We start from the raw sequence: 12,422 nt of genomic DNA, 5'->3' as shown, positions 1-12,422 counted from the left end.
CGTTCTGGTTAGCGGAGGGATCGAACGACGCGCGGTGGACGGACTTCAGAGTCGACGGCGCAAGCGCAGGCACCGGTACCTGCGAGATCAGCGGGTGGTTGGAACGCGTCGCCGTCTCCGTGTCGCTCATGAGAACCTCGTGCATCTTCTCGTTGGGACGGAGCCCAGAGAAGACGATGTCGATCTTCTTGCCGGAGGCCGCGATGAGGCGTTCGGCAACATCGAGGATGCTCACCGGCTCCCCCATGTCGAGCACCAGCACCTCGCCGTCGTTACCGATCGCTGCGGCCTGGACGACGAGCTGCGCGGCCTCGGGGATCGTCATGAAGTAGCGGGTGATCTCCGGGTGGGTCACCGTCACGGGCCCGCCCTGCGCGATCTGGCCGCGGAACGTGTGCAGCATCGAGCCGCGCGAGCCGAGGACGTTGCCGAAGCGGACGGAGATGTACGTGCCGTCGGCGGTCTCCCCGAACCAGGAGGTCAGCCGCTCCGCCACGCGCTTGGTGTTGCCCAGGACACTCACGGGAGCTGCGGCCTTGTCCGTCGAGACGTTGACGAACTGCTGCACACCGACCTTCTCGGCCGCTCGCAGCACGTTGAGGGTACCGAGGACGTTCGTCTTCCACCCCTCCTCGGGGTACATCTCCAGAAGTGGCTGATGCTTGAGCGCGGCCGCGTGAAAGACCACCTCGGGACGATGTGCGTCGAACACATCCTGGAGCGACTCCTGGTCGCGGATGGAGACGAGCGCGACGTCCCGCGTGTCGAGGAGTGCCTTACCGTAGATCGAGAGCTGGACCGAGTGCAGGGCCGACTCGTCGCGGTCGAGGAGCACCAGTTCCGCCGGTCCGAAGCGGTGCACCTGCCGCGCGAGCTCCGAGCCGATCGAGCCGCCAGCACCCGTGACGAGGACGCGCTTCCCAGTGAGGTAGCCGGCGATCGAGTCGAGATCGAGGTCGACCTGCCGCCGACCGAGGATGTCGGCGATGTCGAGCTCCTTGACGTCCGCGACGCTCACGCGGCCGCCCACCATCTGGCTGACCGGGGGGAGCAGCAGGAACTGCAGTCCCGCGTCTTCGACGAGGGCGGAGACCTCGCGGAGCATCTCCGGCTCTGCGCGGGAGATGGCCATGACCACCTTTGTCGCACCGGTGGCCTTGGCGGCATCGGCGAGCTGCGCCCGGGATCCGAGCACGGGGACGCCCGCGAGGGTGAGGTTGCGCTTGCTGGGGTCGTCGTCGATGAGTCCGACCGGTCGGAACGGCGAGGCGTCGTCCATCTTGAGCAGGCGCACGAGCTGGTAGCCGGCGTCGCCCGCCCCGTAGATGAGGGTCGGCTCGGCGTCCTTGGGAACGACGCGTGAGTTGGTCTGCCACGCGCGGTAGCCCCATCGGCCTGCGGCCATGAGCAGGAGCGCCAGCGGCGGGGCAAGGATCGCCGTTCCTCTGGGGAAGTCGCCGAACGGACGTATCGCGAGGAAGGTGGATCCAGCGAGAAACATGACGATGCCGACGCTGACGACGAGCCCGAGGATCTCGTCGAAGCTCCCGATCCGGTAGCGCCCGAGGTAGATCTTGAGGACCGCGCCCACGACGACCTGCAGGCCACAGGCGAGAAGCGCGTAGACGGCGACCCAGTTCCACTGGTCCGTCTCGAGGTAGAAGTCGTACCGGGTCAGCACGATCGCACCGATCGCCAGGACCCAGCTCAGGACGTCCCAGGCCACTCTCACCAGCCTGCGGGGGACCGGACTACTCATCACCATGCGCTCGTGCGCCCCTAATTTCAGCGAAGCCCCCTGTGGAACACGGACGGTGCCATCGTAATCACCCTCGGTTTCACCCCGGACGGATTGAGATGCATGAAAGTGCCGCGCGTGTCACTGTCCCGGCCCACACCCCGCAATCGGTGCCAGCGCTGGCCAAAGTGCTACCCGCCGCTGCGGCGTCCCCTATGCTCTCCGCATGTCTCCCCGCGTGCGCAGGCCTGTGACGTACGCGCTGATCGGTGTCCTCGTCCTGCTGAACATTGTTCTGATCGTGCTGTTGCTGCTGCGCGATCCGGCGAGTGCGTCGGGCGAGGCCGGGGAGTACGTCCCGCCGAGCGTCGGAACGTCACCGGAGGAGTCGTCGTCTGGTTCGGGGGTCGAGGGCGACGGGCCGGACGAGTCCGCGAGCGAAACCCCTGGTGAGACGGCAGAGGCTCCGTCGGAGTCCGAGTCGGACGGCCCCGTCGAGGCGGCCCTTCCGGTACCTGCTGAACGGCTCCTCGCGAGCGCGAACGGGGAGGTGGCGTGGCGCGCCGTCGTCGGTGACTGCCAGAACCCGGGCACCGTCGAGCTCACCACCGACGGTGGGGCCACCTGGTCCCCCACCGACACCGGCCTCGCCCCTGTCACACGCCTCAAGGCCATCACCCCGACCGCGGTCTTCGCCGTCGGCGGGGTCGACCCGGACTGTGCGCCCGTCTACGCGGGCTCCGTGGATGGTGGGAACAACTGGGAACAGGCGCCCGAGCTCGTGGACGGCACCTGGTACATCGACCCCAGTGACCGTGCGGTGCTCGGCACCACCGTCGGCGAGGTCGAGGCCCCCTGCGAGGTTGCCGGGCTGGCCGGCTTCGACGACGCCAGTGCGGCGCTGCTGTGCACGGACGGGAGCCTGTCGGTCTCCACCGATGGTGGCTCCTCCTGGACGACGACCGCCGAGGAGACCGGCGCCGTCGCCGTCGGGCTCACCCTGCAGGGCTACGTGCTCGCCGGGTCCGCCGAGGGGTGCGAGGGCACGCAGCTGTGGACGGCCGGCGTCGAGGGATCGACCGCCCCCGTCGGCTGCGCCGAGGGTGCCGAGCCCGCGGCCGGTCAGACCGCCGTGGCCGGCGCGGGCGACGCCATGTGGCTGTGGGCGGGCGAGGAGACGCTCGTGTCTAACGATGGTGGGGCGAGCTGGTAGCTCGACCGAAGCGGCCAGTCATCCTTCATCTGCGGCGACGTGCCGCCGTGGTGAAAGTCCTGGCTACTCGCCGCCATGGAGACTGCGCACGTCGACAGGCACTCGCTCCACCGAGCCGATGAACGTACGGATCAGGCCGACCAGTTGCTCGGGGTGATCGAGGTTGGGTGAGTGGAGGCTGTCCATACGGACCACCTGAACGTCCTCGAGCAGGCTTGCGATCCCGGTCGTCCACTCGGGCTCAAAGAGCTCGTCCTGCGTGCCCTGCACCAGCAGGACGGGCGTGTCCACGCCGCGCAGGGTGCCCGGCCACGGGTCCTCCACACGCAGACGCAGCGGCTCCGGGAGCGCAAGCACAGCCGAGGCGACCGCGCGGAAATGCCCCGGCGCCGTCGCCCACCTCAACCGTCTTGCCAACTGCGCCTCGAAGTCCGGATGCCGCTCGTCCATCAGGTACCGCAGCACGCGGGCGAGATCCGACTCCGTACCGTCCCACCGGCCGAGGTCCTCGACGAGCGTCCGGGTCTTCCAGGGGCCACCGGTCCCGCCGATCGAGACCGCCGATCGGGGCTCGATGGACGATTCCGCAAGCATCCGCAGGGCGATCGATCCCCCGTAGGAGCTGCCGACCACGTGCGGACGTTCAACCAGCAGCGCACTGAGGAGCGCCTCGACCTGCTCGATCCGTGGGCTATAGGTCGACCGGTCGAAATACGTGACCTTGTCGCTCCCGCCGAAGCCGAGGAAGTCCGGGGCGAGCACGTGGAAGTCCTGCGCCAGCCTCGGGAGACTTGCGCCCCAGGTGACGTCGCTGGCCCCGCCCCAGGCACCATCGTGCAGGAGAAGCAACGGCGGGGCCCCCGTGTCGCCTGCCTCGAGGTACCGCGTCGTCACGCCACCGATACGGATCGCCCGCTCGTGCACGGCCGGCTCCCGGTCCGTCATCGGTCGCGCGGTGCCTGGGCTCTCCACCTGGGAGTTCATTCTCCTCCCGTCGTCGGGTCGAGAACGAGCGAGCCGAGATCGACCGAGCCACCGATCACGTCGTACTGGAGCAGCAGCTCCTCGACGACCGAGAGGTCGCTGAGATCGCTCTCGATCGCGTAGCCGATCGGCGAGAGCGAGGCCGCGACCTCGGCACTCATCTCCGTATACGTCGGGATGATGTCCGCGACAGCCTCCGGATCCTCCGCCACGATCTGCATGGCCTCATCGATCGCGGCGGCGAAGCCCGCTACCACCTCTGGGGACTCGCCGAAGTAGGCGCTGGTCGTCGCCCACCCGGCCACCGGCGCGTTCTCGGTCGGTCCCTCGAAGGCGCTGACCGCTGGTACTGCCCCGGCCTGCGAGGCGAACGAGATGAACGGCTCCACCAGCCAGGCCGCGTCGACCTGGCCCTGCTCGAGCGCCGCCTGCATGTTCGGCGGCGGCAGCTCGACGAACTCGACGGTGCTCAGATCCACGCCGTGGTGCTCGAGGACGGCCCGAGCAGTCATCTCCATGACGTTCCCTAGACCGCTCACCGCGATCGAGGCTCCCTCGAAGTCCTCCGGCTCCTGAAACTCACTGTCCGGGAGCACGTACAGCGCCTGGGACTCGCCCCGGTCGTTCTCCCGGAAGATCTGCACGTCGAGCCCCTGGTCCACCGCGGTCAGGGAGCTGAAGTGATTGGCGTAGATGATCGGCACGTCGCCGGCGACCATGGCGGTGATGAGCTCCGCGCCCTGGCTGGCGGGGAAGGGCTCCACCTCGATGCCGTGCTCGGCGAAGAGGCCCTCCTCAATAGCGATGTAGAAGGGCGCGAGCTCCGCGAACGGCTGCACGCCGACCGTGACCTGCTGCAGCGCGTCGTCGGCTCCCTCGGAGGGGGTCTCGGCGTCCGCGCTCCCTCCAGCATCCTCGTCACCGCACGCCGCGAGGACGAGGGCAGCCGTGGCCGCGAGGACTGCGATCGTAGAAGCTGTTCGAGCAGACATCGTTGTCTCCTTTGTTGTCGTCGGGCTATCGGTGGGCCGCGGTCGACAGACCGCGGCGGACAAACCCGGAGTAGCCGTGCTCGGCGGACTCCGTGACGGTGGCGAGGTAGCGGTCGATGCCGCCGACGTAGGGGGCGAAGACCCGCGCCTTGCCCGGTGTGTTGGCTCCCCAGAACCACGAATGCCGCGAGCTGCCGTAGAGAGTCGATGCGGCGAGGTCGTTGACGTGGTCGACCCAGCCGTCCTCGGCCTCGAGGGTGGGCTCGATGGTGGTGTCACCCGCGCTCCGGAGCGCCTCGAGGCACGCGGTCACCCATTCGACGTGGATCTCCGCCTGCGTCACCATGTTGCTGAAGACCGACGGCGTCTGCGGGCCGGCCATGACGAAGAGGTTGGGGAACCCGTGGGTCATCACACCCATGTAGGTGCGCGGGCCGTGAGACCACTTCTCGCGCAGGGTCTGGCCGTCGCGGCCACGAACATCGATTCGTACGAACGACCCGGTCATGGCGTCGAACCCGGTGGCGAGGACGAGGGCGTCAAGTTCGTGGACCACGCCGTCGGCGGTGCGGAGGCCTTCGGGCACGACGCGGCCGATCGGCGTCGACCTGAGGTCAACGAGAGAGACGTCGTGCCGGTTGAACGTCTCGAAATAGTTCGTGCCTGAACAGAGGCGCTTCGTGCCGAGGTGAAGGTCCCGGGGCGGGAGCAGTCGCTCGGCGGTCTCCTCATCGTCGACGATGCTCCGAACCTTGTCCCGCACGAAGTCGCCTGCTTCGGCGTTGACGTCCGGGTTCGTGAGGATGTCCGTGAAGGCGCGCATCATGTAGAGCCCGCCGGACTGCCAGCGGCTCTCGAACTCGGCCCGCCGCTCCGCCGCGCTCACGTCCGCTCCACGGGCGACGTTGCTCGGCTGGTTGTGACCGTTCTTGGTGGTGCGCGCGTGACGGCGCCGCTCGGGGTAGCTCGCCTTCCAGCGGTTCTGGAACTCGTCGTCGAGAGGGTGGTTCTGCGCCGGCATCACGAAGTTGGGTGTGCGCTGGAAGACCGTCAGGTGTGCAGCGTCCTCGGCGACGAGCGGGATGAGCTGAGTGGCCGACGAACCTGTGCCGATGACACCGACCCGCTTGCCCGTGAGGTCCGCTCCCTCGTGCGGCCAGTCGGCGGTGTGGTAGCGCTCGCCGGCGAACTCGGACAGCCCGGGAATGTCGGGCAACTGGGCCGCCGAGAGCACCCCGGTCGCGAGGACAAGGAACTGCGCCGAGTAGTACCAACCGTCGTCCGTGGAGATCGACCAGCGGGCGATGGCGTCGTGCCACGAGGCGTGGTCGACGCGGGTCCGGAGCTCGATGTCGCGGCGGAGGTCGAACCGCTCGGCGACGTGCCGGAGGTAGGAGAGGATCTCGGGCTGGCTCGCATAACGCTCGCTCCACGTCCACTCCTGCTGGAGGTCCTCGTCGAAGGAGTAGGAGTAGTCGAGGCTCTCGATGTCGCACCGAGCTCCTGGGTACCGGTTGTGGTACCAGGTGCCGCCGACGTCGTCGCCGCTCTCGAGCACCCGGACGGTGAAGCCCGCCTTCCGCAGGCTGTACAGCGAGTACAGCCCGGACAGACCAGCTCCAACGACGAGGACGTCGACCTCTGGCGTCGGTGCCCCGGACGTGCCATCCCGTTCTCCCACCACTGCGTCTCCTCGCTCTGCGTTCTGAGCGCCACCCCGCCCTGCGCGCGGCACTCTCCGACGGGTTGTCTGTGACTCACCGGCCACGCTTCGTGCGCCGCCTGCTCACGACGGGGATAGCGCGTCCTTACTTGGCCGTGAGCATCCCTGTCGAACCGAGGCCGCGCCACCCAATCTCTTGCTGAGCGATACCCTTTCTGCGTAGGGACTACCCGCAGGAAAAGAACCTCTCACTCATCGGAAGGATCTTGCTCATGGCCACGCCCGGAGAGTCCGTGATCTCACGCGTCGTCAGAGTCCTCGAGGCGTTTCAGAGCGACGAGTCGGAGCTCAGCGTCGCTGCGATCGCGCGCTCCAGTCGTCTGCCGATCCCGAGCGCTCACCGGATCGTCAATGAGCTCATTCGGTGGGAGCTCCTGGAACGGACCGACACACGGCGCATCAGGATCGGGCTGCGGTTGTGGGAGCTGGCCGTACGCAACTCACCCCAGACCGAACTCCGGGACCGCGCGCTGCCGTTCCTCGAGGGGCTGCAATCAGCCGTCCGGCAGCACACGCAACTGTCGGTCCTCCGAGGAACAGACGTCGTCTACATCGAGAATCTCCGAGCGCCCGAGCCGACTGCCATCAGCATCCTCAAACTGGCCGGGAGGCTTCCGGCTGCCACCTGCTCCGCCGGCATCGTGTTCGCAGCATTCGGGACCGACGCCGAGCGGGAGGCCATCCTCGGCGCGATCCCTCGGCCGCTCACCTCCGCGTCCCCGACCCGCACCGATGACATCTGGGCGGCCATCGAGGCCGGTCGCCGTTCCGGCGTGTGCGCGATCGAGGGATGGATCCACCCGGACGTCACGGGACTCGCCGCCCCGATCCGCGATCAGCACGACGAGGTCGTCGCGGCGGTCTCGGTCCTCGTTCCGCGCGACAGCGCTCTGGCTGACAACGCTCGCCCAGCGGTGCGTGCCACCGCGCATGGCATCAGCCGAGCGCTGCATACCGAGCGCACGCGCGACCCCGAGCTACTGCTCCTCGAATACATGGTCCGGCAAGGGACGTCCGACGCGCACGGTGGGCAGCAGCAATAGTCGACGTCAAGAGAATGACCAGCAATTGGCTTCGCCCGCACGCGGGGCTGTCAACTCGCACATCCGCACCGCGAACGGCAGCGGCTTCATGGTCGCGCAGGCTGGGTGGCCGCCTGCACATCAGGCCTCCTCGAGTGCCCTGCGTGATCCGACTCAACGGCTGCGCGTCATCACGTCGGGCGTGTTACTCATACTCGCAGGGTGATCACCAACGACTGCGCGCGGACCAACCAGGACGCCCGCACATGAACGGCGCCGACGTCTTCGTCTATGCCGACGAGACCGGCAACCTCGACTACGCGGGGGCAGGCAAGGACGGCGCCAGCGACTACTTCGGCTTCGGCTCGGCAATCTTCCAGGGAGATCACAGCCTGGAGATCAGGGACGGTCACGTCCTCCGCGCCGCGCTATCCGGTCGAGGCATCGACATGTCGAAGGGCTTTCACGCGAAGTACGACACCTGGGAAGTCCGCAACAGCATGTTTGCCCTGCTCAGTGACCAGCGACCGCGGATCGACACGACCTTCTTGCTGAAGTCTGGTGCGTACCCCGACGTGAAGGAGCGCGGCGAGATGTGGATGCACAAATACGCCTGGTTCCTGCACCTCAGGCACATCTGCGAGAACGTCGCCCGTCCTGAGGATCACCTGTACGTCGTCACCGGGTCGATCGGCACCAAGGCGCGCAAGACAGCGGCGATGGCGGCAGTTCGAGACGTCGTCAGCCAGATGAGCCAACAAATCACGTTGTGCGTGTGGCCGGCGGCGACGTCATGGGGCTTGCAGGTCGCTGACTATGCCCTGTGGGCCGCCCACCGCCATCTACGTGGCGCACCGTTGAAGAACTACGAGGAGGACGTAGCTCCACTGGTGAAGTCGATCTTTAGGCCATGGGGCGTGGCATGAGTGCGCCGGCTATCCCCTCAAGGGAAGAGATCGCGCTGGCCTCTTGTCGCCGGCGCCTCAACTGTGGCATACGACGAGCACGGTGTCGCGCGGAACGTCCGAAGGCCAGTCGGTGAGCCCGCGGGTCGCCCGCTCGCCGCGGCGCAGCGAGCGGCGGTCGAGCAGGTACGCGACGAACGCACCGAGCAGGATGCTCGCGAGGATACCCGGCCCGAGAAGCACGGCATCGTCGTCGCCGGACTCACGCTCCAGTGGTGTCGAGCTCGCCGGGTCCGCCGAGGGCGCCGACCCCGAGGCCGGTCAGACCGCCGTGGCCGGCGCAGGCGACGCCATGTGGCTGTGGGCGGGCGAGGAGACGCTCGTGTCCGCCGACGGCGGGGCGAGCTGGTAGCGGCAGCTGCGCCTTCTCTTGCCGAGCGGTGCGCGCGGCCTTCGGGCGCGCCAATCTGGTCCCTCGCGGAGTCGATCCGGGGTTGCACTTACGAGTGCAAAGTTGGACACTGTTGGTCCACGGCACGCAGAGCGAGCGGCGTTGTGGAGATGAGGAGCGACCGTGCCTGACACCATGACTGTCTCCGACGAGGTGCGCAGCGAGGCGCGGCAGTTCGTCTCGGAGCTGCCACCACGTGACGGACAGACCCTCGAGATGATCACCTCCGCACGAGGTCGCGACGCCGTCACCCTGGAGCCCGCCCTGTCGGAGTTCCTTCGGCAGGCGATCGAGGCGATCGCCTCTGGCGCAGATGTCACCTTTCAGTCCGTGCCCGAAGTCGTGTCGACGACGGTGGCGGCCCGGATGCTCGGCATCTCGCGCCCGACCCTCATGAAGCACATTCGCAACGGCGACCTGGCAAGCCACCAGGTCGGCTCGCACACTCGACTGCGATCAGCGGACGTTGTCGAGTTCCGGTCGGCACGCTCGAGCCGCCAGCGCGACGCATTTGCCGAGCTGCGCGACCTGGAAGAGGAACACGGCATTCGGGAGTGACGTCGGCGTCGGCAGCTACGCTGGATGGGTGATCACGAAGGTGCTGCCGGACAGCAATGTCCTCAACAGCAAGACCGTTCGTGACTGGCTGTTCCTCCTTCGTGACGCCTCGGGTGGCGGAATGTTCACGCTCCACACCACCGAAGACATCGTGTCCGAAGTGACATACCACCTCAGGCGGAACAATCGGGGAGTCGACGGCGCAGTGATTCACCGCCTCTCGCAACTGCTCCGCGAGTCAACTGACACCGTGATCGCCGAGTATCCGCACCTATCGGACTTCGCCGGGGCCGACGCGAACGACGGGCACATCCATGCCGCGGCCGTCGCGGGCGAGATCGATCTCGTCCTCACCAACGATTCGTCCTACCTGAAGATCGAAGACGACCGCTACGAGATCAGTACTCCAGACGAGTTCTTCTGCCTTGTCGATGACTCGACGCCTCGGATCGTCCAGGCTGTCGCGCTGAAGCAGTTCAACTACTGGCGGGCGAAGATGAACCCACGATCGATCTGGCATGCACTGGCGCAGGCGGGCTGCGACGAGTTTGCCGATCGGGTCCACGCACACTGCCGAGCCTTGGTGGCGCCCAACCTGATCGATTGACGAGTTCGCGTCAACCAGCATCGTCGGGGCCGCGACCCGGTGCGGGTCACGCTCTCACCAACTATCCGGCAGAGACTCCACGGCCGAACGGGCACACACCATGCTCGCGATCACTCCGTGAGCCCCCTGGTCGCGCGCTCGCGGCGGCGCAGCGAGCGGCGGTCCAGCAGGTACGCGACGAACGCACCCAGCAGGATGCCCAGCGGGCCCAGCGTGAGGACGAGCAGACCGATGGCGTTCGAATCACTCAGGCGATCGGTGAAGAACTGACTGCCCCCGACGTCGTCGGCGTAGTCGTCGCCGAACGACTGGCCCTCCGTGAACACGACGAGCAAGATGCTCACGAGGATCCCCAGCAGGAACCCGGTCCACATGAACCGGCCGTACCGCGGGGCGGCGCGCACGTGGCCGACCGTCGTCGCTCGGGTCGGCTCGGGCTCTGGCTCGGCGTCGGAGGTGTCGTCCGGGGCGTCGGCGTCGGACTCGGCGGCCTGGTCGCTCTCACCCGCGAGGTCCTCGGTGCGCGCCGTGGGGTCGGCGGCGGGCGGGGGCGCGTCGTCGTCGGGGGCGTGGTGCTCCGGCTCGCCGGAGGTGCCGGAGGGGTCGTGCTGCGTCACTGGCTGAACCTACCCCGGCGCACGAGCGGCAGGCACGCGCCGAGATCGGCCCGCTCCCCCGATGCCGAGACCCAACTCTCGCTCACCGCCGTGCCCCAGTCGAGGTCGCCGCTCGCGAGCGCGAGCCACGTGGCCGGGTCCGTCTCCACCACGCCTGGGGGTGTGCCCCGGGTGTGCCGCGGGCCCGCGATGGCCTGGACCGCGCCGGCCGGTGGGACCCGCACCTCGAGCGCCCCGCCCGGGGAGGAGATCGCCAGCTCCTCGAGGGTGAACCGCACCGCCGTCATGAGGTCGGCCCGGGACATCGAGTCCGGGTCCTCCTGCCAGGCCCGCACGGCGGCGAGCCCGATCGTGGGGTCGATGCGGCGTCGGGGCATGGGTCCAGGGTAGGTGGCCGCTCGGTGGGCGGTGCTCCGGGCCGCCGATCCTGCGGCGCGGGCGGCGCGCCCGTAACGTGTCCGCTCGTGTCGAGTGCGAGCGGGACCGGTGGGGGCGGCGGGCGCGCGGTTGCCGTCGGGCGTGACTTCCCGTCGCGCCTGCACTCGCTGACGGGGCTGCGGTTCTGGGCGGCGCTGCTCGTGGTGATGTACCACCTGAGCGCGCAGGTCGGCGAGGTGCCGGTGCTCAGCTACCTCACCGCGTTCGGCCGCACGGGCGTGACGTTCTTCTTCGTCCTGTCCGGGTTCGTGCTCGCGTGGACCTACCTCGACCGACCCGTGGGGTTCGGCGTCTTCATGTGGCGGCGGTTCGCGCGGCTGTGGCCGCTCGTCGCGGCGACGGGCGCGATCTCGCTGGCGATCTACTGGTGGATCGACGAGCTGCCGGGGGTGTGGGAGTCCGCGACGACGTTCCTCTTCCTCCAGGCCTGGCACCCGCTGTGGGAGGACGGGGCGAACCCGGCGTCGTGGTCGCTGAGCGACGAGGCCTTCTTCTACCTGCTCTTCCCCGCGCTCCTCGCCATCGCGGCGGCTGGCAGGCGGTGGCGAGGGGCGCTGTGGGTGGGGTGCGGCGTCGTGCTCCTCGGTCTGTGGTGGGTGTTCGGCACCGTCGGCTGGGAGGGGTTCTGGCTCGACTACTTCCCGCCGTCGCGGCTCGTGCAGTTCGTGATCGGGGTGCTGTGCGCCGTGGTGGTGCGTCGGGGCGGGCGCTCCCCCGTGGGGTACTGGCCGGCCGTGGTGCTGGTGGTCGCCTTCCACGCCGCGATGGTGCCGTGGGAGCGGGTCTCCGGCGGGGAGGCGGGGTTCGGGCCGTACTCCGGGTCGCAGTGGTGGTCGACGCCGGTGTTCGCCCTGCTCATCGTGGCCGCCGCGCAGCACGACATCGACGGGCGGGCCACACTCGTGCGCGACCGCGTGTCCATCCGGCTCGGGGCGTGGTCCTACGCCTGGTACCTCGTCCACGAGCCCGTCATCCGGGCGTGGAACCACGTGGTGCCCGACGGGCTCGGGCTCACCTCGCCCGGGGTGGGCGTGGCGCTGGAGTGGGTGGCGCTGCTCGCGCTGTCCCAGGCGGCGGCGTGGGCGCTGTACTCGCTGGTCGAGCACCCGGCCGAGAGGTGGCTGCGGGCGCGGGGGACGCAGCCGGTGGTACCCAGAGGCGGGTGAGCCGGCGC

At 68.6% G+C, this 12,422-nt stretch carries 13 protein-coding genes; 7 read left to right on the top strand and 6 right to left on the bottom strand.

The genetic code is table 11. The annotated features are described in order from the left end of the window. Positions 1-1,726, bottom strand: a 1,726-nt coding sequence (locus ACPYO4_RS14725; RefSeq protein WP_425710004.1) for a polysaccharide biosynthesis protein, incomplete at its 3' end; no start/stop codon positions are given. Between the two features lie 238 nt (positions 1,727-1,964). On the opposite strand from ACPYO4_RS14725, the gene ACPYO4_RS14720 reads away from it, so the two are divergent. Then, complete coding sequence (locus ACPYO4_RS14720) at positions 1,965-2,951, top strand: WD40/YVTN/BNR-like repeat-containing protein (RefSeq protein ID WP_425710003.1); 987 nt, start codon at positions 1,965-1,967, stop codon at positions 2,949-2,951. 63 nt (positions 2,952-3,014) lie between these two features. On the opposite strand, the gene ACPYO4_RS14715 is transcribed toward ACPYO4_RS14720, so the two are convergent. Genes ACPYO4_RS14715 through ACPYO4_RS14705 form a run of 3 tightly spaced genes read right to left on the bottom strand, consistent with a single transcriptional unit; the run spans position 3,015 to position 6,608 of the window. Continuing rightward, positions 3,015-3,896 carry an alpha/beta fold hydrolase gene (locus tag ACPYO4_RS14715; RefSeq protein WP_425710002.1) on the bottom strand — a complete coding sequence of 294 codons (882 nt, stop codon included), beginning with the start codon at positions 3,894-3,896 and terminating at the stop codon, positions 3,015-3,017. Between the two features lie 35 nt (positions 3,897-3,931). Then, entirely contained in the window at positions 3,932-4,927 is a 996-nt protein-coding gene (locus ACPYO4_RS14710) for an ABC transporter substrate-binding protein (protein ID WP_425710001.1), read from the bottom strand. A 25-nt stretch (positions 4,928-4,952) separates the two neighbouring features. Then, entirely contained in the window at positions 4,953-6,608 is a 1,656-nt protein-coding gene (locus tag ACPYO4_RS14705) for a flavin-containing monooxygenase (RefSeq protein WP_425710000.1), read from the bottom strand. 254 nt (positions 6,609-6,862) lie between these two features. Between ACPYO4_RS14705 and ACPYO4_RS14700 the strand changes: the two genes are divergently transcribed. From ACPYO4_RS14700 to ACPYO4_RS14680, 5 genes are all read left to right on the top strand, one after another. Then, the gene (locus tag ACPYO4_RS14700; RefSeq protein ID WP_425709999.1) at positions 6,863-7,693 is read left to right on the top strand and encodes an IclR family transcriptional regulator; all 831 of its coding nucleotides are present in this window, start codon (positions 6,863-6,865) and stop codon (positions 7,691-7,693) included. Between the two features lie 245 nt (positions 7,694-7,938). Further along, positions 7,939-8,598: a DUF3800 domain-containing protein gene (locus tag ACPYO4_RS14695; protein WP_425709998.1), complete on the top strand. Its 660-nt coding sequence runs from the start codon at positions 7,939-7,941 to the stop codon at positions 8,596-8,598. Positions 8,599-8,710: 112 nt separating this feature from the next. Further along, the gene (locus ACPYO4_RS14690; protein ID WP_425709997.1) at positions 8,711-8,989 is read left to right on the top strand and encodes a hypothetical protein; all 279 of its coding nucleotides are present in this window, start codon (positions 8,711-8,713) and stop codon (positions 8,987-8,989) included. Between the two features lie 162 nt (positions 8,990-9,151). After that, a complete protein-coding gene (locus ACPYO4_RS14685; protein ID WP_425709996.1) occupies positions 9,152-9,586 on the top strand; it encodes a helix-turn-helix domain-containing protein in 435 nt (144 codons plus the stop codon). 28 nt (positions 9,587-9,614) lie between these two features. Beyond that, complete coding sequence (locus tag ACPYO4_RS14680) at positions 9,615-10,193, top strand: PIN domain-containing protein (protein WP_425709995.1); 579 nt, start codon at positions 9,615-9,617, stop codon at positions 10,191-10,193. Between the two features lie 110 nt (positions 10,194-10,303). Here the strand turns inward: ACPYO4_RS14680 and ACPYO4_RS14675 are convergent, their stop codons facing one another. Together ACPYO4_RS14675 and ACPYO4_RS14670 are read right to left on the bottom strand one after the other, a co-directional pair. Beyond that, complete coding sequence (locus ACPYO4_RS14675; RefSeq protein ID WP_425709994.1) at positions 10,304-10,810, bottom strand: hypothetical protein; 507 nt, start codon at positions 10,808-10,810, stop codon at positions 10,304-10,306. Continuing rightward, positions 10,807-11,187, bottom strand: a complete 381-nt coding sequence (locus ACPYO4_RS14670; protein ID WP_425709993.1) for a sterol carrier family protein — start codon at positions 11,185-11,187, stop codon at positions 10,807-10,809. The genes ACPYO4_RS14675 and ACPYO4_RS14670 overlap by 4 nt, the downstream gene beginning before the upstream one ends. A gap of 87 nt (positions 11,188-11,274) precedes the next feature. Here ACPYO4_RS14670 and ACPYO4_RS14665 point away from each other — a divergent pair, with 87 nt between their 5' ends. Further along, a complete protein-coding gene (locus tag ACPYO4_RS14665; protein WP_425709992.1) occupies positions 11,275-12,414 on the top strand; it encodes an acyltransferase family protein in 1,140 nt (379 codons plus the stop codon). Positions 12,415-12,422 lie beyond the last annotated feature (8 nt).

It is taken from the genome of Georgenia sp. Z1491 (genome assembly GCF_049856175.1).
GTDB lineage: Bacteria > Actinomycetota > Actinomycetes > Actinomycetales > Actinomycetaceae > JB111.
The sequence above is the reverse complement of the archived record's forward strand: the minus strand, read 5'-3'. Positions and strand labels throughout refer to the sequence as shown.

Coding starts and splice junctions, on each gene's coding strand:
- ACPYO4_RS14695 (WP_425709998.1), top strand. CDS start 7,939: ATGAACGGCGCCGACGTCTTCGTCTATGCCGACGAGACCGGCAACCTC.
- ACPYO4_RS14670 (WP_425709993.1), bottom strand. CDS start 11,187: ATGCCCCGACGCCGCATCGACCCCACGATCGGGCTCGCCGCCGTGCGG.
- ACPYO4_RS14715 (WP_425710002.1), bottom strand. CDS start 3,896: ATGACGGACCGGGAGCCGGCCGTGCACGAGCGGGCGATCCGTATCGGT.
- ACPYO4_RS14700 (WP_425709999.1), top strand. CDS start 6,863: ATGGCCACGCCCGGAGAGTCCGTGATCTCACGCGTCGTCAGAGTCCTC.
- ACPYO4_RS14710 (WP_425710001.1), bottom strand. CDS start 4,927: ATGTCTGCTCGAACAGCTTCTACGATCGCAGTCCTCGCGGCCACGGCT.
- ACPYO4_RS14720 (WP_425710003.1), top strand. CDS start 1,965: ATGTCTCCCCGCGTGCGCAGGCCTGTGACGTACGCGCTGATCGGTGTC.